Source organism: Streptomyces africanus, assembly GCF_002150735.1.
In the GTDB taxonomy this organism is placed as follows: domain Bacteria; phylum Actinomycetota; class Actinomycetes; order Streptomycetales; family Streptomycetaceae; genus Streptomyces; species Streptomyces africanus.
In genome coordinates, this window is the sequence record NZ_MUKA01000002.1 from 37,724 (window position 1) to 56,260 (window position 18,537).

The 18,537-nt window shown below is 72.0% G+C and carries 17 protein-coding genes and 1 pseudogene; 4 read left to right on the forward strand and 14 right to left on the reverse strand.

Annotation, left to right across the window (positions count from 1 at the left end):
- Positions 1-138: 138 nt before the first annotated feature.
- Positions 139-864, reverse strand: coding sequence for a class I SAM-dependent methyltransferase (locus tag CCL05_RS00685; RefSeq protein WP_086558484.1), 726 nt, complete (start codon positions 862-864; stop codon positions 139-141).
- Positions 865-868: 4 nt separating this feature from the next.
- Positions 869-1,432: a PadR family transcriptional regulator gene (locus tag CCL05_RS00690; RefSeq protein ID WP_086558485.1), complete on the reverse strand. Its 564-nt coding sequence runs from the start codon at positions 1,430-1,432 to the stop codon at positions 869-871.
- A gap of 69 nt (positions 1,433-1,501) precedes the next feature.
- On the opposite strand from CCL05_RS00690, the gene CCL05_RS00695 reads away from it, so the two are divergent.
- The 3 genes from CCL05_RS00695 to rho all read left to right on the forward strand — a co-directional run bounded on the left by CCL05_RS00695 (position 1,502) and on the right by rho (position 4,184).
- Complete coding sequence (locus tag CCL05_RS00695; RefSeq protein ID WP_086558486.1) at positions 1,502-1,900, forward strand: nuclear transport factor 2 family protein; 399 nt, start codon at positions 1,502-1,504, stop codon at positions 1,898-1,900.
- A gap of 69 nt (positions 1,901-1,969) precedes the next feature.
- Positions 1,970-2,797: a class I SAM-dependent methyltransferase gene (locus CCL05_RS00700; RefSeq protein ID WP_086558487.1), complete on the forward strand. Its 828-nt coding sequence runs from the start codon at positions 1,970-1,972 to the stop codon at positions 2,795-2,797.
- Positions 2,798-3,047: 250 nt separating this feature from the next.
- Complete coding sequence (gene rho / locus CCL05_RS00705; RefSeq protein ID WP_086558488.1) at positions 3,048-4,184, forward strand: transcription termination factor Rho; 1,137 nt, start codon at positions 3,048-3,050, stop codon at positions 4,182-4,184.
- A 79-nt stretch (positions 4,185-4,263) separates the two neighbouring features.
- Here the strand turns inward: rho and CCL05_RS00710 are convergent, their stop codons facing one another.
- The gene (locus CCL05_RS00710) at positions 4,264-6,417 is read right to left on the reverse strand and encodes an FG-GAP repeat domain-containing protein (protein ID WP_143589792.1); all 2,154 of its coding nucleotides are present in this window, start codon (positions 6,415-6,417) and stop codon (positions 4,264-4,266) included.
- Positions 6,418-6,710: 293 nt separating this feature from the next.
- Here CCL05_RS00710 and CCL05_RS00715 point away from each other — a divergent pair.
- Positions 6,711-7,469: pseudogene (locus CCL05_RS00715) on the forward strand (D-alanyl-D-alanine carboxypeptidase family protein); the annotation flags it as partial.
- Positions 7,470-7,528: 59 nt separating this feature from the next.
- Here the strand turns inward: CCL05_RS00715 and CCL05_RS47230 are convergent.
- From CCL05_RS47230 to crcB (CCL05_RS00770), 11 genes are all read right to left on the reverse strand, one after another.
- Positions 7,529-8,911: a glycosyltransferase 87 family protein gene (locus CCL05_RS47230; protein WP_086558490.1), complete on the reverse strand. Its 1,383-nt coding sequence runs from the start codon at positions 8,909-8,911 to the stop codon at positions 7,529-7,531.
- Positions 8,908-10,302, reverse strand: a complete 1,395-nt coding sequence (gene mptB / locus CCL05_RS00725; RefSeq protein ID WP_086558491.1) for a polyprenol phosphomannose-dependent alpha 1,6 mannosyltransferase MptB — start codon at positions 10,300-10,302, stop codon at positions 8,908-8,910. Before mptB ends, CCL05_RS47230 begins: the two co-directional genes overlap by 4 nt.
- A 256-nt stretch (positions 10,303-10,558) precedes the next feature.
- Positions 10,559-11,482 (reverse strand): glutaminase, encoded by a 924-nt coding sequence (locus tag CCL05_RS00730; protein WP_086558492.1) that lies wholly within the window; start codon positions 11,480-11,482, stop codon positions 10,559-10,561.
- Between the two features lie 44 nt (positions 11,483-11,526).
- Positions 11,527-12,939, reverse strand: a complete 1,413-nt coding sequence (aspA, locus tag CCL05_RS00735) for an aspartate ammonia-lyase (protein ID WP_086558493.1) — start codon at positions 12,937-12,939, stop codon at positions 11,527-11,529.
- Between the two features lie 117 nt (positions 12,940-13,056).
- Positions 13,057-14,073: an asparaginase gene (locus tag CCL05_RS00740; RefSeq protein WP_086558515.1), complete on the reverse strand. Its 1,017-nt coding sequence runs from the start codon at positions 14,071-14,073 to the stop codon at positions 13,057-13,059.
- 32 nt (positions 14,074-14,105) lie between these two features.
- Positions 14,106-15,548, reverse strand: coding sequence for an amino acid permease (locus CCL05_RS00745; protein WP_086558494.1), 1,443 nt, complete (start codon positions 15,546-15,548; stop codon positions 14,106-14,108).
- Positions 15,545-16,222: a FadR/GntR family transcriptional regulator gene (locus CCL05_RS00750; protein ID WP_086558516.1), complete on the reverse strand. Its 678-nt coding sequence runs from the start codon at positions 16,220-16,222 to the stop codon at positions 15,545-15,547. Before CCL05_RS00750 ends, CCL05_RS00745 begins: the two co-directional genes overlap by 4 nt.
- 164 nt (positions 16,223-16,386) lie before the next feature.
- Positions 16,387-17,223 (reverse strand): undecaprenyl-diphosphate phosphatase, encoded by an 837-nt coding sequence (locus tag CCL05_RS00755; RefSeq protein WP_086558495.1) that lies wholly within the window; start codon positions 17,221-17,223, stop codon positions 16,387-16,389.
- A 72-nt stretch (positions 17,224-17,295) separates the two neighbouring features.
- On the reverse strand, positions 17,296-17,643 hold the full coding sequence (crcB, locus tag CCL05_RS00760; RefSeq protein WP_086558496.1) for a fluoride efflux transporter CrcB: 348 nt from the start codon (positions 17,641-17,643) through the stop codon (positions 17,296-17,298).
- The gene (locus CCL05_RS00765) at positions 17,640-18,020 is read right to left on the reverse strand and encodes a DUF190 domain-containing protein (protein WP_086558497.1); all 381 of its coding nucleotides are present in this window, start codon (positions 18,018-18,020) and stop codon (positions 17,640-17,642) included. Before CCL05_RS00765 ends, crcB (CCL05_RS00760) begins: the two co-directional genes overlap by 4 nt.
- Positions 18,017-18,478 carry a fluoride efflux transporter CrcB gene (crcB, locus tag CCL05_RS00770; RefSeq protein WP_086558498.1) on the reverse strand — a complete coding sequence of 154 codons (462 nt, stop codon included), beginning with the start codon at positions 18,476-18,478 and terminating at the stop codon, positions 18,017-18,019. Before crcB (CCL05_RS00770) ends, CCL05_RS00765 begins: the two co-directional genes overlap by 4 nt.
- Positions 18,479-18,537 lie beyond the last annotated feature (59 nt).

Here is an 18,537-nt window from a genome sequence, read left to right on the forward strand (position 1 = left end):
TCCGCCCCAGGCGTCCGCGTTGAGGGGCCAGCCGTGGCGCCGCCGGTGCCGGCGGTGTCCCCGGGCGCTCCGCACGGTCTGGTGGGTGACTACGAGCAGGCGTTCAACGACGATCTGCTGAACTTCCTGCGCGGCTGACTAGCCCGGAGTCCGGGCGACGACCAGCCGCACCCGCGGGCTGCCGTCCCGTCGCCGCCCGAACTCCGGCAGCGCGTGGAGATCCACCCGGAAGCCGGCCCGGGCGAGCTCACGCCGTACGTCCCCGAAGCGGAACGCGCGGTAGTACATGACGAACGGAGGCCGCCACAGCGCGTTGCGCACCCGCATCACCGCGTCGAAGCCGAGCAGCATCCAGTAGCCGAGCGAGCCCGGGCGGGGCGGGGCGACCAGCGGAAACGCGAAGCAGCCGCCCGGCCGCAGGACGGAGCGGACCTGCGCGAACAGTCCGGGCAGCTCGCGGGGCAGGAAGTGCCCGAAGGCCCCGAAGCTCACCACCAGGTCGAAGTCGGGCCCGAAGGGCAGGGCACGGGCGTCCGCACGGACGAAGGAGACCGGCGGCCCCGCCGGCCGGACCCGCTCCCGGGCCACGTCGAGCATGCCCGCACTGAAGTCGACCCCGACGACCCGCTCCCGGCACACCCCCGCCAGCACGCCGACGCCCGCACCGGTGCCGCAGCACAGGTCGAGCCCGGCCGCGAAGGGCCCGGTCCGCCGCAAGGCCGACTCGACCGCGCCGAGGACCGCGTCGGGCGTCCGGAAGGGGGTGCGATCGAACTTCGGCGCGAGGAGGTCGTAGCCGCGTTCGACGGACGACAGCGCCTGAACGGCGAGTTCGCGCAGACTGGGGCCTTCGGGGCTGAACATCGGCTCAGCCTAGGGCAGCCCGTTGCTTCAGGATCGTGAGGACGCGTGCGCACCAGCGGAGGTTCCCCTCCTCGTAGGCGATGCCTCCCATCAGCGTGAGGTACGGGCCGATGCGGTCGGCCTCCCGCAGGTACTCCTCCTCACCGCGGCCGGCCAGGAGGCGTTCGCGGACGCGCTCGTAGCGGGCGAGCTTGCCGCGCGACCACGCCTCGCGCTCCTCGACCAGCGCGCGGGTCGCCTCGGGGTCCGCTCCGTCCATGGCCTGGATCTTGATGAGGAGTTCGTCCCGGATGGCGGTGGGCCGGCGGGGCGGTGTGACGGCGAAGGCACGCAGGTCCTGACGGCCCGCCTCGGTGAGCGTGAACATCCGCTTGTCGGGCCGCCGTTCCTGGCGTACGACCCTGGCCTCGATCAGCCCGTCCTGCGCGAGCCGCTCCAGTTCCCGGTAGAGCTGCTGCGGGGTCGCGGCCCAGAAGTTCGCGAGCGACACGTCGAACACCTTGGAGAGCTCGTAGCCCGAGGCCTCGCCCTCCAGGAGGGCGGCCAGCACGGCGTACTTGAGAGACATATGGACACCGTATCAACCGTTGACTAATCTACTCCGCACCTACTCAATTAATTGACTAAGGCGGATTCGATGCGTGCATTCCGTGAGGCGGTCGAGGCACTCGACCTCGACGCCGCCGAGGCGCTGCTGGCGCCGGACGTCGTCTTCACCAGCCCGGTCGTGTTCAAGCCGTACACCGGCAAGCCGATCACGGCGGCGATCCTGCGCGCCGTCTCCGGGGTCTTCGAGGACTTCCGCTACGTGCGCGAGATCAACGACGTGGACGGCCGGGACCACGCCCTGGTCTTCACCGCCCGCGTGGGCGACCGGGAGCTGAACGGCTGCGACTTCATCCACGTCGACGAGAACGGGCTCATCGACGAACTGACCGTCATGGTGCGCCCGTTGTCGGCGGCGCAGGCCCTGGCGGCGGCCATGGGCGCACAGTTCGAGCGGATCGCCGAGGAGGCGCGGGCGCGCTCGATGTGAGCGACACATACGGGGCTCGTTTCCCGCGTTCTGCCACCGCTCGCGGCCCGCCGGCGGTTGGATGTCCTCATGACGTCCGTCGATCACGACCGGCTGATGCGGGCCAACCAGGCGAACTGGGACGCCCGTACGCCCGTCCATCTCGCCAGCCGGTTCTACGGTCTCGACCAGGACCCCGACCCCGAGCGCTGGTTCGCGCCCTGGGAGTGGGAGGACCTCGGCGAGCTGGCCGGCCGTGACGTGCTGCACCTCCAGTGCCACCTCGGCACGGAGACGATCGCCTTCGCGCGGCGCGGCGCCCGGGCCGTCGGCCTCGACTTCTCCGAGGCGTCCGTGGCGGCGGCGACCGGCATCGCCGCGAAGGCCGGCGCGGACGTGTCGTACGTCCGGGCCAACGTGTACGACGCCGACGAGGCCCTGGACGGGCGGCGGTTCGACGTCGTCTACACCGGCAAGGGCGCCCTGTGTTACCTGCCGGACCTGGACCGGTGGGCGGAGGTCGTCGGCCGGCTCCTGCGTCCCGGCGGCCGGTTGTACGTCGTCGAGTTCCACCCCCTGCTCAACTCCCTCGGGCCGAAACCCGCTCCGGGCGAGGGCCCCGAGCTGCTCCTGCGCCACGACTACCTGGGCGGCGGCGGTCCCGTGCACCGGGACGCGACCCACACGTACACGGACGGCCCGGCCGTCGAGGGCGCCACGGACAGTTACGAGTGGATGCACGGAATGGGCGAGGTCGTCAACGCGTTGACGACCTCGGGACTTGCCGTCCGGCGGCTGCGGGAAAGCGACGAACTTCCCTGGCCGCGCTGGCCGCGGATGGTCCGCACGGAGTCCGGCTGGTGGCGGCTGCCCGAGCCGCGCATTCCCCTGCTGTACGGGCTGCTGGCCACCCGCTGACGCATCTCTCTCTCCCCCACCGCCCCATCGGGTGGTAGCCTGCAGACAGCACTCGTGCACGCCCCTCTCTGTGTGGGCGCCGGTGCGGTTCTTCCTTTCTCTCCCTCATTTCCGGCATCTCGTCGGGCTCTGTCGTACCCGAGGTGCTGTTCCCCCGCCGCCGGAGGCGTGCCCCAGGCCCTCCCCTCGCGGCTCTCTCCCCTTCCCTTCGCATGTCCCATGCCTGCCGTCCGTGAAAGGACACATCACCATGACCACCACGCTCGACACCCCACCCGTCCAGCGCCGGTCCGAGCCCCGGACCGCCCTCGGCGTCCTCGACATCGACGCGAGCGGGAAGGGGCATCTGCGCGGCGCGCACTGCCTGCCCGCGCCCACCGACCCCGCCGTCTCCCCCGCCCTGATCCGCCGCCACGGCCTGCGCAAGGGCGACCTCGTCGAGGGCCCTTTGGGCGACCGGCACGCTCTCAGCGACGTCGCACGGGCCGACGGCCGTACGCCCGTGGAACTGCGCGGCCGCCGGCACTTCCGGGATCTGACGCCCCTGCATCCGCACGAGCGCCTGCGTCTCGAACACCCGGCCGCCGGACTGGCCGGCCGGGTCGTCGACCTGATCGCACCGGTCGGCAAGGGCCAGCGCGGGCTTCTCGTGGCCCCGCCCAAGACCGGCAAGACCGTCCTCCTCCAGCAGCTCGCCGCCGCCGTCACCGGCAACCATCCCGAGTGCCGGCTGATGATGCTGCTGCTCGACGAGCGGCCCGAGGAGGTCACCGACATGCGGCGCAGCGTGCGCGGCGAGGTGTACGCCTCGACCTTCGACCGGAGCGCCCGGCAGCACATCGCGCTCGCCGACCTCGTGATCGAGCGGGCCAAGCGGCTCGTCGAGGCCGGTGAGGACGTCGTGATCCTCCTCGACTCCCTCACCCGGCTGTGCCGGGCGCACAACAACGCGGCCGCCTCCGGGGGCCGCATCCTCACCGGGGGCGTCGACGCGTCCGCGCTGACCGGCCCCAAGCGGTTCTTCGGCGCCGCCCGGTCGGCCGAGGAGGGCGGTTCCCTCACGATCCTCGCGACGGCGCTGGTGGAGACCGGTTCCCGGGCCGACGACTTCTACTTCGAGGAGCTGAAGAGCACGGGCAACATGGAGCTCCGCCTGAGCCGCGAACCGGCGTCCCGGCGCGTGTTCCCGGCCGTCGACATCATTCCCTCCGGCACCCGCCGCGAGGAACTCCTGCTGCCGCCGGCCGAGTTGGCGGCGGTACACGGCCTGCGGCGCGTGCTGCAGAACCGGGACGGGCAGGGTGCCCTGGAGACCCTCCTGGAACGGATGCGCGAGACCCCGGACAACGCGACGTTCCTGCGGCGCATCCAGCCGACGCTGCCCTAGTGAGCATCTTGACTGGTCGAGCCAGATGAGGAACACGCCTCCGGGCCCACGGTCCCGGACCGCGCCCGGATCTGTGCCGTCAGGAGATGCGGATGTCCGACCAGTCGGTGGTCTTGCCGACCTGGGACCGGTTGTCGAATCCGCCCTTGCCGTTGCCCCGGTTCAGCCAGGCGCGGCCGTCCTTGTCGAGTGAGGCCAGGTCGGCCCGGCCGTCGCCGGACAGGTCGAGTCCGCCGACCACGTCCTTGTAGGAAATGCCCCAGTCCTTGAAGACCAGCGACCGGGGCTTGAAGGTGCCGGCGCCGGTCCCGTCGAACCGCCACAGCTCGTTCGACGCGTCGATGGCCAGCAGGTCGTTCTTGCCGTCACCGCCCAGGTCTCCCGCGGCGATCAGCCTCTTGTAGCCGCCGAAGCCGGACCCGGCGAGCGCTCGGGCCCTGAAGCCGCCCGCGCCGTTGTTCGCGTACACGTACAGCTTCCCGGTCGAGGCGGACCGGGTCAGCAGGTCGGCCCTGCCGTCGCCCGTCACGTCGCCGGGCGAGACGACCGCGTTGTACGCGCTCCAGTCCGAGGAGACCTTCACGGAGAACGACTGCTGGTCGGGCAGCCCGCCGCCGCAGATCGTCGGGTGGACGCGGGCCTCGCCCTTCGGGGAGCGGACGAACACGTCGTTGCAGCGGTCGCCGTCGAGGTCGCCGAAGGGCAGGACGAGCGTGCCCGTCGGCCAGCCGGTCGCGCGCTGCCCCGCGGTCAGCTTCGTCGCGTCACCCGCGTACACCTTGAGCCCGGCGCTGCCCCGGCCGAACAGGTCGGCCTTGCCGTCGTCCGTGTAGTCACGCCACTTGGGCAGCGCGCGGCCGGTGGTCGTGGCCTGGTACACGCCGTCCAGGACGGTGTTGTTCGTCTCGCCCCGCAGGTATTCGTCCCACAGCACGACGGGCCGGCCGAGCGCGTCGGCGGCCACCTGCGGCGGCCCGGCGAACTGGGCGCTCTTCGCACTCAGCCGCCGCGGGGTGGACCAGGTGCCGCCCTTGAAGACGGCGGCCATCGTGTACTCCTCATACGAGTAGCCCTCCCGCCACGTCACCGTGACCGTGCCGCCGGAGGTGGCGACGGCGGCGACATCGCGCACCTTCTGGTGGCCGGAGAAGCGTTGCGCGTACGACCGCCAGAGGCCGGTGGCCGCCGAACGCACCGCGTACCAGGGGGTGGTGGGCCCGCCGGCCACGAAGAGGTCGCCGTTGGGCAAGTGGACGGGCGCCGTCATCCTGTACGTGCTGCCATGGCTGTCGGCGGACTGCGGGGTGCTCCACTGCGTGGCGCCGGCGGGCCGGCGGGAGTACATGAGGTGCGCGAGGTCGTCGTAGAAGACGTCGAAGCCGCCCTGCGGATCGGCGAACACCTTCGGGCGCGCGAGATCCTTGTCCGGGACCGGGAAGCCCTGGACCGCGGTCCAGGCGGACGCGCCGGGGGCCTTCTCCAGGGCGACGACGGCCTTGCTCGCCTGCCACTGCCACACCAGTAGGGCGGTGCCGTCCGTGCCGACCGCGAGGTCCATGTTGGCGATGTCGCGGCTGCCGGACGGCGGCTGCGCGTTGAGGTCGGCGGGAGCGGTCCACGCGGCCTGCGGACCCGCCTTCTCTGCGGCCCTCACGACACCGGAGACCGACCACACGGCGACCAGCCGGCCGTCGGGGGCCGCCGCCAGGTGGTGGTAGCCCTTCTCGGGGACCGCGGCGACGTATTCGGGCTCGGAGAACGCGGTCGCGCCGGGCGTGAGGGTGGCGACCTTCAGCCAGTGGTTGCCCTGATCGTCGGCGCGCTTGGCCCGCCAGGCCAGGCGCACCGAGCCGTCGCCGAGCGAGACCAGCTCGGTGCTGTACAGGCCGGCGTCCGGCCACGTCTGCGGGGTGAGCCAGCGGGTGCTGCCGGCGGGCCGGATCCGGGTGGAACGCCCGTCGCGGGTGAGGGAGACGAGGGCGCCGTCCCCGGCCGACACCAGGGCGGTCAGCCCGCCCGCGGCGTCACCCGGGTCGGGGGCCGGGGCGTGCAGGGCGCGGGTACCCCACGGGCCCGGCGCACGCGTCTCGACGGCAGCCGTGGCGGTGCCGGCGGCCGTGGCGGTGGTGACGGCGGTCGTATCGGTGGTGTGGGCGGCGGCCGGGTCGGCGGCCGCCAGAGCGAAGACGGGAGTGAGCGCGATGCCGAGCACCGCGCGGGACTGCGAAGTCATGGGAATGCCCCCCCGGGCAGGACGAATCGGTTGGCACGGATTCGCCGAACTGTTCGAACAAGTCAGACGCAGCGTATATCAACCAAGATCGCCCCGCCTGGGGGAATTCCGTCCCCGTGCCCGGTGGAGTTCGGCGCCGTACGTGCGGCATCCGGGTGCTCGCGCGCGGTGTCCGGCCCGGTCGTCGCGGCACGGAGGACATCCGTTTCTACGTTGATCATATGATCAACGGATTCTCTTCCCGGGTGGCCGCGTCGACCTGTGCGCTCTGTGCGGCGGGGCTGCTGGCCCTGATGCCCGCCGCGGCGGCCCGTTCCGCCGGGCCGGAGCCCAGCCCGGCCGGTCCGAGGGCGGCCCCGCACGCTTCGCTGCTGCACCGTCCGGGCACTCAGGTCCGTCCGCGCGCCGGGGCGCCCCGCCTCCCGAAGACCTCCGCGCTGTCCTGGCTGGTGGCCGACGCCCGCACCGGCGACGTGCTCGCCGCCCACAACGCGCACCGCAGGCTGCCCCCGGCCAGCACCCTGAAGACCTTGTTCGCCCTCACCCTGCTGCCCACGCTGCCGGCCGGCACCCGGCACATGGTGCGCGCGGAGGAACTCCGGGGCATCGGCGCCGGCAGCAGCATGGTCGGGGTCACCGAGGGCCGTACCTACCGGGTCGCCGACCTGTGGCGGGGCGTCTTCCTCAACTCCGGCAACGACGCCGTCCATGTCCTGGCCGAACTCAACGGCGGCTGGCGCGCCACGGCTCAGCGCATGCAGGCCAAGGCACGGTCGCTCGGCGCCCGCGACACCCATGTGGTCTCCCCGGACGGCTACGACGCGCCGGGCCAGGTGTCGTCGGCGTTCGATCTGGCGGTCTTCGGCCGGGCCGGGCTGCGCAACCCCGACTTCGCCCGGTACTGCGCCACCGTCGAGGCCAGGTTCCCGGGCGGCGGACGCTGGTCGTACCCGATCCGCAACACCAACCGGCTGCTGAGCGGCGCCGGCGGTGTGAAGCCGTACCCGGGACTGATCGGCATCAAGAACGGCTACACCAGCAAGGCGGGCAACACGCTCGTCGCGGCCGCGCGACGCGACGGCCGCACCCTCGTCGTGACGGTGATGAACCCTCAGGAGGGCGGCTCCGCGGTGTACGAGGAAACCCGCTCACTGCTCGACTGGGGTTTCGAGGCGGGCAGCCGGGTCGAGCCGGTGGGTTCGCTGGAGGCGTCGAAGCCTGCCGCGCGACCGGCCGCGGCGACTCCGCCCGCCGCGGCGGCCGCCGTGCCGGAGGAGGCCGGCTCCGTCTGGACGAAAGCGGGGCTGATCGCGGGTGCCGCCGGACTGGGCGCGGCGGCCGTGGTGCTGGTGCTGCAGCTGCCGGTCCGCCGTTCCGGAGACCGCTGACCGGCCGGCAGCCACAGCAGCAGGCCCAGGGTGATCCAGGCGTAGGTGTTGCTGCCCAGGAAGCCGTCGACGCCGGACGCGTCGTCGAACCACAGCCACACCACGCTGGTGCACAGCACCGCGTACAGGGCGCCCGCGATCCGGGCGTGCCCGGTGCGGATCAGCACGGCGAAGGACGGCAGCAGCCACACGAGGTGGTGCACCCAGGTGATCGGGCTGACGAGACAGGCGGCCAGGCCGGTCAGGGCGAACGCCGCCACCCAGTCCCCCGTGGCGGCCGCCCGGCGGGCCCGCAGCACCCACACGCCGAGGACCAGCAAAGCCGCCGCCGCCCACACCGTCCGGTCCGCCTCGCCCAGCCGGGCCAGGATGCCCTGCACCGACTGGTTCGAGACGTAGCCGAGGCGGCCCACCCGGTCGGTGTCCCACAGCGCCTCGGTCCAGTAGAAGCGTGAGGCGTCGGGATCCACCGACGCCGCGAGCGCCGTGGCACCGAGGGCGACGGCCGTGGCGACCGCCGCCGCACGCCACCGCCTGGCCACCAGCAGCAGACCGATGAACAACGCCGGCGTGAGCTTGATCGCGGCCGCCAGCCCGATGCCGATGCCCGCCCAGCGGGTGCGCCCGGTGGCGAGCAGCGCCGCGTCGGTGAGCACGAGCGCCAGCAGCAGAAGGTTCACCTGGCCGAAGCTGAAGGTGTCGCGCAGCGGTTCGAACAGCGCGAGGACGCAGGCGGTCAGGGCCCAGCCGTACCAGCCGTGGCGCCGCCAGGCCGGGCCGGCGAGCAGCCGCAGGATCAGGGCCAGGGCCGCCGCATTGAGCAGCAGGGCGGCGGCGATCGCGGTGCGCAGGTCCAGCAGGGCCATCGGCAGCATGACGACGGCGGCGAACGGCGGGTAGGTGAAGCCGTACGGCGTGCCGGGGACCCGGTAGTCGTAGATCCGGCCGCCGTGGTGGACCCAGCTGTCGATGGTTCCGTAGTAGACGCGCAGGTCGAACCAGTCGCGAAGCAGCGGCACGGTCGCGGTGAAGGCCGTCACCACCGTGGCGAGGGCGAGCACGAGCAGCAGGCGTCCGCGGTCGGTGCGCGGCAGGCCCGGGGTCATGCCGTGCGTCCCAGCGCCGGTGCCAACTGGGCCTGGTGGGCCTGCCACAGCACGACGACCGCGAGGGCGCCTCCGGAGACGGCCAGCACGAGTTGCCCGGTGTCGGCCGGGCCGCCGCCGGGCAGGACGCAGAGCGCCAGCACGCCGGTCACGGCCGCCATGCGGTGGCGTACGGAGGTGCTGGGCGCGGCGGCGGCGATGAGGAACAGGCCCCACAGGGCGTACCAGGGCCGGATCGCCGGACCGAGCGCGGCGACCGCCGCCAGGCTCAGGCCCAGCGCGTACAGCGGTCGTGGGCGTAGCCGGAGCCATATCAGGACGATCGCGGCCCCGGCCGCCACGACACCCAGGGCGTGCCAGGCGGGGATCGCCAGGGGCGCGAGATCGCTGCCGAGGTGTTCCAGCAGGGCGCGGGTGGCGCGGCCGAGCAGGGTGGTCAGGGCCCAGTTCTGGGGCGAGACGGGGGTGTTCAGGGCGCCGATCCAGCCGTATCCGGTGCCCGCCGCGGCCGTGGCCGTGACGGTCGTCCCCGCGGCCGCGACGGCGGTCGTCACGAGAGCCTTGGCCGTACCGCGTCCCGCACGCACCTGGAGGACGACGACGGCGGCAAGACCGAGCGCGGCGGGCGCCTTGACCAGCGCGGCGAGGGTGACGAGGACGGCGCCGAGGATCGGCCACCGGCCGAGCGCCGCCACCAGGCCGGTGCCGAGCAGGCCCAGCATGACGGCGTCGTTGTGCGCGCCCGCGACCAGGTGCAGCAGGACGAGCGGGTTGAGGGCGCCCAGCCACAGCGCGGCGGCCGGGTCGGCGCCGCTGTGGCGGGCGAGGCGGGGCAGCGCGGCGGCCATCAGGGCCACGCCGGCGAGCGCGACGAGCCGCATCCCGAACAGTCCGGCGGGCAGTTCTCCGCGCGTCAGCGCCGACAGGGCCGCCGCGACGGCCAGGAACACCGGGCCGTACGGGGCGCCGGTGTGCCGCCAGAGCGGGGCGACCTCGCCGGCGAGGGGGCCGCCGAGCTGGGACGGGCCGTGCGCGTAGACGTCCATGTGCGCATCGACCATCGCCCCTTGGGCGAGGTAGCTGTAGACGTCCCGGCTGAACAGTGGCGGGGCGAGCAGCAGCGGGGCGGCCCAGACGGCGAGCACGAGCAGCAGGGCGCGGGGGGCGGGCGGGCGCGGTCCCCGGACCAGCCGGCCCAGCAGTGCCCAGGCCGCGATCAGCAGGACGAGTCCGAAGTACACCGCCACCAGGCCGAGGGCGGCGCCTGCGGAGGCCGGATGCAGGAGGTCGCGTACGGGCAGGGCTCCGGCCGTCTCACCGCCTGCCGCGAGGAAGGCGGTACCGGCCAGACCGAGTATCTGGCAGCGGCGGAGATCGACGGGGAAAGCCATGGCCAACACTCGGGCAGCGTGTCAACGTGGGGTGGCTTCGCGGCGACGTGGAGCCCTCTGGAGGGGAGCGGGAGTGTGACCGGCCGGTGATCAGGTGTGGGGCGATGGGACCGGCGGGCATCTGCCGGGTGCGGTGGTGTGCCGAGTGCCGGCTCGTCGTGGCTTGTCGCGCAGTTCCCCGCGCCCCTGAAGGCATGACCCCGAGGCCCGCCGAGTTGTGAAGGCATCACCCCGACGGCCCCGCCGGGAGGTTCCGTCAGAACACCGACAGGCCCGTCAGCGTCGTGAATCTGTCCAGGGCCGCCACGCCCGCCACCGAGTTGCCCCGCTCGTCCAGGCCCGGGCTCCACACGCACAGCGTGCAGCGGCCCGGGACGACCGCGATGATGCCCCCGCCCACGCCGCTCTTGCCGGGCAGGCCCACGCGGTAGGCGAAGTCGCCCGCCGCGTCGTACGTGCCGCAGGTCAGCATGATCGCGTTGATCTGCTTGGCCTGGCTGCGGGTGAGCAGACGGGTGCCGTCGGCGCGTATGCCGTGCCGGGCGAGGAAGGTGGTGGCAAGCGCGAGGTCGGCGCAGGACGCCGCGATCGAGCACTGCCGGAAGTACTGGTCGAGCAGGACCGGCACCGGGTTGTCGATGTTGCCGTAGGACGCCATGAAGTGGCCGAGGGCGGCGTTGCGGTCGCCGTGGGCGGACTCGGACGCCGCGACCTCCTGGTCGAAGGTCAGGTCCGTGTTGCCGCTCTCCGCCCGCAGGAACTCCAGCAGTTCGCCCGACGCGTCGCCGGTACGGGTGTGCAGCCGGTCGGTGACGACGAGGGCGCCCGCGTTGATGAACGGGTTGCGCGGGATGCCGTTCTCGTACTCCAGCTGGACCAGGGAGTTGAAGGGGTTTCCGGACGGCTCGCGGCCTACGTGTTCCCACAGGGCGTCGCCCTCGCGGGCCAGGACGAGGGCGAGGGTGAAGAGCTTGGTGATGGACTGTGCGGAGAAGGGCCGCCGCCAGTCCCCCACGCCGTACACCGTGCCGTCCGGCTCGGCGACGGCCATGCCGAAGCTGCGCGGGTCGCGGGCGGCGAGCGCCGGGATGTAGTCGGCGGGCCGGCCCCGCCCGGGCGTGCGCTCGATCTCCTCGGCGATGCGCTCCAGGACCGGCTGGAAGGTCGTCGACGACGTCATGATCCGATTGTCCCTCCGTGCCGGTCCCGGTGCGCTCGTGTCGGTCAGGCCGCCGGGGCCGGGCCGCTGCCGGCCAGGACCTCCGGGCGCAGCAGGCCGGCGAGCGTCTCGGCGGGCAGCAGACCCTTCTCCAGGACGAGTTCCGCCACGCCCCGGCCGCTGGCGAGGGCCTCCTTGGCGATGTCGGTGGCGGCCGTGTAGCCGATGTGCGGGTTGAGGGCGGTGACGAGGCCGATGGAGTTCTCGACGGTCGCGCGCAGCGCCTCGGTGTTGGCGGTGATGCCGGCCACGCAGCGTTCGGCGAGCGTGAGGCAGGCCGCGCGCAGGTGCGTGATGCTCTCCGACAGGGAGTGCAGGATGATCGGCTCGAAGGCGTTGAGCTGGAGCTGTCCGGCCTCGGCGGCCATGGTGATGGTGACGTCGTTGCCGATCACCTCGAAGGCGACCTGGTTGACGACCTCGGGGATCACCGGGTTGACCTTGCCGGGCATGATGGACGAACCGGCCTGCACCGGCGGCAGGTTGATCTCGCCCAGCCCGGCGCGCGGGCCGGAGGACAGCAGCCTGAGGTCGTTGCAGCTCTTGGAGAGCTTGACCGCGATGCGCTTGAGCACGCCGGACATCTGGACGAAGGCGCCGCAGTCCTGGGTCGCCTCGACGAGGTTGGCCGCCGTCACCAGGGGCAGCCCGGTGATGGCCGCGAGGTGGCGGCGGGCCGACTCGGCGTATCCGGCGGGGGCGTTGAGGCCGGTGCCGATCGCCGTGGCGCCGAGGTTGATCTCATGGATCAGCTCGACGGCCTCGGCAAGACGTGACCGGTCCTCGTCCATCATGACGGCGTACGCGGAGAACTCCTGGCCGAGCGTCATCGGCACCGCGTCCTGCAACTGTGTACGGCCCATCTTGAGCACGTCGCGGAACTCGACGGCCTTGCGGGCGAAGGTGTCCTGGAGGACGGACATCGCGTCGAGCAGCCCGCGCACCGCGAACACCGTCGCGATCTTGACGGCGGTCGGGTAGACGTCGTTGGTGGACTGGCCGAGGTTGACGTCCTCGTTGGGGTGCAGGTACCGGTACTCGCCCTTGGCGTGGCCCAGCAGTTCCAGCGCCCGGTTCGCCACGACCTCGTTGGCGTTCATGTTGGTGGAGGTTCCGGCGCCGCCCTGGACGACGTCGACGACGAACTGGTCGTGCAGCTTGCCGTCGCGGATCTCCCGGCAGGCGGCGACGATGGCGGCGGCCTTCTCCGGCTCCAGCAGGCCGAGTTCCTCGTTGGCGAGGGCGGCGGCCTCCTTGACGGCGGCCAGCGCGTCGATCAGGTGCGGGTAGGCGGAGATGGGCATGCCCGTGATGGGAAAGTTCTCCGTGGCACGCAGGGTGTGCACGCCCCAGTAGGCCTCGGCGGGAACATCCCGGTCCCCGAGCAGATCGTGTTCGGAACGGGTGGCGGCGGTCATGAGGTGAGGGTCCTCTTTTACTCAGGGGTGAGGGTGAATTGCCCTTAAGGGGCGCGGGGAACTGCGCGAACAACCACGGACGGCCCGCAGTCGCAGACGGCGAGATCCGGCACATCGTCAGGCGTGAGCCGATCCGACAACGGGCTCCAGCGAACGAACGGGCCGCACACGCCCGACCTCCCGGCCACCCCCGAGCAGCGGCTCCCCCGCGAACTCGGAAAGCAGCTCCGGGTCGACACCCGCCCGCGCCAACGCCGCGGCAGCAACCGGCACACGCGCCCGATTCGCCCCGTCCGCGATCTTCACCGCCACAGCCCGCCCATCAGGCAGCGCAGCGACCTGCACCCCCTCGAAGCCGTCCTTGGACAACAACCCCGGCACGGCCCGCATCAGCGCGGCGACGTCCCGGCCGGAGCCGGAGGCCATCTCGGCGTGCTCGCGCATCGCGTCGGCGACCCGGGCCTCGGGCGTGCCCGGAGCGGCGGTGACGATCCGGGCGGTGGCCCGGGCGAGGCCGTGCAGGGAGATGGAGAACAGGGGCGCCCCGCAGCCGTCGACGGTGACCCGGGCGATGCGCTGCCCGGTGAGGTCCTCGACGATCTCGGCGATGGCCTGCTGGAGCGGGTGGCCGGGGTCAAGGTAGTTCTCCAGCGGCCAGCCGTTGAGGGTGCAGGTGTAGAGCATGGCCGCGTGCTTGCCGGAGCAGTTCTGCGCGAGCCGCGAGGGCAGCCGGCCCTCGCGCACCCAGGCGTCCCGGACGACCGGGTCGAACGGCAGGTCCGGGACGTTGCGCAGGTGGTCCTCGGTGAGCCCGGCGAGTTCGAGGATGCGCCGGGTACCGGCGAGGTGGCGTTCCTCGCCGGAGTGGCTGGCCGCGGTCAGCGACAGCAGGTCGCCGTCGAGCGGGAGCCCGGCCCGGGCCATGGCCACGGCCTGGACGGGCTTGATCGCGGAGCGGGGGTAGAAGGCGGCCTCGATGTCTCCGATCTGGAGCTGGACCTCTGCGTCGGCGCCGAGGACGACGACGGAGCCGTAGTGGATGCCTTCGACGATTCCGCCGCGGACGAGGTGGGCGACGGGGGCGTGGACGGGTTCACGGACCAGGGGTGCGTCCGCGAGGGAACTGCTGTACATCACTGCCTGCTTCTCGTGGAGCGGCGCGTGCGTCACGCGTCGGCTCCGGTGGTGGACTTGCGCGTGACACGGCCGCGGACGGCGAACCATCCGGCGACCAGTGCCCCGACGATCAGCGGCAGGCACAGCACGGTGGTGCGTCCCGCGCCGCCGTCGGCGTACATGAGGACCAGGACGGAGGCGAGGAACGCCAGCGTCACGATCTCGGTCCAGGGGGAGCCCGGCAGCCGGTAGCCCGGGCGGGTCAGCTCGCCCTTCTGGGTCTTCTGCCAGAAGAGGAGGTGACAGAGCATGATCATGCCCCAGGTGGAGAGGATGCCGATCGCCGCGAAGTTCAGCACGATCTCGAAGGCCTCGGCGGGCACGACGAAGTTGAGGCCGACGCCCAGGACGCAGATGCCGCTGGTGAGCAGGATGCCGCCGTAGGGGACCTGGCTGCGGCTCATCACGGAGGTGAACTTGGGCGCGGACCCGGCCATGGCCATGGAGCGCAGGATGCGGCCGGTGGAGTAGAGGCCGGAGTTGAGGGAGGACATCGCGGCGGTGAGGACGACGAGATTCATCACGCCGCCGGCCGCCGGGACGCCGATGTTGGACAGCACCGTGACGAAGGGGCTCTCCCCCGCCGTGTACTTGTTCCACGGCAGCAGCATCGACAGCAGGACGACGGAGCCGACGTAGAACAGCCCCACGCGCCACATGATCGAGTTGATCGCCTTCGGCATGATCTTCTCGGGGTTCTGGGTCTCACCTGCGGCGACGCCGACGAGCTCGACCGAGGCGTAGGCGAAGACGACGCCCTGGATGATCAGCAGCATCGGCAGCAGGCCGTGCGGGAAGATGCCGCCGCTGTCGCTGATGAGGGACGGGCCGGGGCTGTGGCCGTCGACGGGGTGCTGGGTGACCAGCAGGAAGATGCCGATGCACATGAAGACGACGAGCGCGCCGACCTTGACGATCGCGAACCAGAACTCCAGTTCGCCGAAGATCTTCACCGAGATCAGGTTCACGGTGAGCACGACCGCCAGCGCGATGAGCGCGATCACCCACTGCGGGATGTCGGAGAACATGCCCCAGTAGTGGGTGTAGGTGGCCACGGCGGTGATGTCGGCGATGCCGGTGGTCGCCCAGTTGAGGAAGTACATCCAGCCGGCGGTGTAGGCGCCCTTCTCCCCCATGAACTCGCGGGCGTACGACACGAAGGCGCCGGAGGAGGGCCGGTAGAGGACGAGTTCGCCGAGGGCGCGCACGACGAGGAAGGCGAAGAGGCCGCAGACCGCGTACGCGATGAAGAGGGACGGGCCGGCGTCGGCGAGGCGGCCGCCGGCGCCGAGGAAGAGGCCGGTGCCGATGGCACCGCCGATGGCGATCATGTTCACGTGCCGGGACTTCAGGGACTTGCTGTAGCCGGCGTCTCCGGCGTCGACATGGCCGGAACGTTTCTGCACGCCTTCGTGCAGGGACTGCTCGCTCACGCCTCGGGTCCGCCTTCCGTGGGGGTGTCCGTGCGCGCGGGGCGCACGATGTCGGTGAGGGTGGTCTCGACGCGGTCGAGGTGGTGGGCCATGGCCTCCACCGCGTCGTTCTCGGAACCGTCGATCAGCGCCTCGACGATCGCCCGGTGCTCGCGGTTGGACTGCTCGCGGCGGCCGCCCAGCTCGTTGAGGAAGGCGGACTGGCGGGCCAGCGCGTCCCGGATCTCCTCGATGACCCGGCGGAAGACCGGGTTCTGGGCGGCCTCGGCCACGGCGAGGTGGAACAGCGTGTCCATCGCGACCCAGGCGGTGGTGTCCGTCTCCCGTTCCATCCGGTCCAGGAGGTGGGCCAGGTGGTCGAGGTTCTCCGGGGTGCGGCGCCGGGCCGCGTACCCGGCGACCGGGATCTCGACGTGGCGGCGCACCTCCAGCAGGTCACTGGCCGAGTAGTCGCCGAACGTGGGGTCCTCGACGGTGCTGGCGACGACGAAGGTGCCCTTGCCGGTCCTGGAGACGGTCAGGCCCATGGTCTGCAGGGCGCGCAGCGCCTCGCGCAGCACGGGCCGGGAGACCTCCAGGGTGCGGCACAGCTCCGCCTCGGAGGGGAGCTTGTCGCCGATCGCGTAGTCGCCGCGCTCGATGGCGCCGCGCAGATACTCCAGCACCGCTTCCATGGCGCTGACGCGCCGCACGGGCTGTCCGGCTGTCCGGCTGTCTGACAGGTTCACGTTGGCGATCCTGGGGGTCGCGGCAGGCGCCTGTCAAGGGGTCGCAACAAAACGTTCAGGGGGCCAGAAGCCCGCGTTCACGCTTCCGGCGCCCTGGGCCTCGCGACCGGTCAGCTGCTGAGCACACCCGCCCCGAGCAGGCCGAACAGCAGCACTCCCACGACGATCCGGTAGATCACGAAGGCGTTGAAGGAGTGCTTGGCGACGAACTTCAGCAGCCAGGCGATGGAGCCGTAGGCCACCGCGAAGGACACGATCGTGCCGACGGCGAGCGGGGCCGCGCCCACGCCGGTGCCCAGGGCGTCCTTGAGCTCGTAGAGGCCGGCGCCGGTCAGGGCGGGGATGCCGAGGAAGAAGGAGAGCCGGGTGGCGGCGACCCGGTCCAGGTCGAGGATCAGCGCCGTGGACATGGTGGCGCCGGAGCGGGAGAAGCCGGGGAAGAGCAGGGCGAGGATCTGGGAGCTGCCGACGAGCATGGCGTCCTTGAACGACGTGTCGTCCTCGCCGCGCTTGTGCCGGCCCATCTGGTCCGCCGCCCACATCACCCCGCTGCCGGCGATCAACGAGCCGGCCACCACCCACAGCGAGGCGAGCGGGCCCTGGATGAGCGGCTTGGCGGCGAGTCCGACGGCGACGATCGGGATGGTGGCGTAGATGACCCACCAGGCGAACTTGTAGTCGTGGTGGTACCGCTCCTCGCGGTCGCGCAGACCCCGCCCCCACGCGGAGACGATCCGCACGATGTCCTTGAAGAAGTACACGAGCACCGCGGCGATCGCGCCGACCTGGATGACGGCCGAGAACCCGACCACGGCGTGATCGTCGACGGGGATGCCCATGAGCCCTTCGGCGATCTTCAGATGGCCGGTGGAGGAGACGGGCAGGAACTCGGTCACCCCCTCGACGGCTCCGAGGACGACGGCCTGTCCGACGTTGATGACGCTCATGGGATCCAGTTCTGTGCGGGGTGAGACGGGAGCGGAGAGGACCGTCTTACTACACGCGGGCGAGAACCGGGCTCACAGACGCGCGAGTGCCACCCCCGTGAACGCCGCCCCGAGACCGGCCGCCAGGCTCGCCGTCACATTGAGGACGGCGTAGCCGCGGGCCCCCGTCTCCACCAGCCGCAGGGTCTCGTAGGAGAACGTCGAGTACGTCGTCAGGGCCCCGCACAGTCCCGTGCCGAGCAGCAGTTGGACGTGTCCGGCGACGCCGGTGAGCAGGCCGAGGATCAGACAGCCGGTGACGTTCACCGCGAAGGTGCCCCAGGGGAAGACGGAGTCGTGCCGGGACTGCACCGCACGGTCGGTGAGGTAGCGCAGCGGGGCACCGACCATCGCGCCGCCGACGACCAGCAGCCAGTTCACAACGACTTCTTACCCTTCGCGTCCGTTTCGCCCGCTATGTCAACATGGCCGCTATACCGGATGACCTCGCATTCGTCGAGGGTCACCAGGCCCTCGGTGACGAGTTCGTCGAGCTGGGGCAGGAAGGCCCGGACACGTGGCTCGGTGTCGACGATCACCACGGCGACCGGCAGGTCCTCGCTCAGGGACAGCAGTCGCGAGGTGTGGATCAGCGAGGAGGCGCCGAAACCCTCCACGCCCCGGAAGACGCTGGCGCCCGCGAGGCCCGCCGCGTGGGCCCGGTGGACGATCTCCGAGTAGAGGGGCTTGTGGTGCCAGGTGTCGTTCTCGCCGACGAAGACGGTCAGGCGCAGGGCCCTGCCGGTCAGCCGTGTCATGACTGCCTCCACTTCAGGGCACGGCGGGTCGACCAGGCCGCGAGCCACACTGCCGTGAGCGCCGCGAGCGGGGTCGCGGCGAGGTAGGCCAGGCCGGTGCGGAGGTGGCCGCCGTCGGCCAGCCTCTGGATGTCGACGGCGTAGGTCGAGAAGGTCGTGAACCCCCCGAGCACGCCGGTGCCGAAGAAGGGGCGGACCAGGCGGTGGGCGGCCCGGACCTCGGTGATGACCACCATGAACACGCCGATCACGGCACAGCCGGCGACGTTGACCCAGAAGATCGTCCAGGGGAAGCCGCCCGTGTGCGCGGGCCACCACAGGGACGCCGCGTAGCGGGCGGCGGCCCCCGCTCCCCCGCCGAGCGCCACCGCCGCGACGACCGGCGCCTGGGCGCGCCAGGCGGGCGGGTGCGGGGCGGCGGGCCGGATGCGCAGGCTTTCCGTCTCGGGGGCCGTCATGGTCGTACGTCTCCTACTCGCCGGGGCCCGGGATCGTGCGGGCGCGTGCCGTCGCAAGT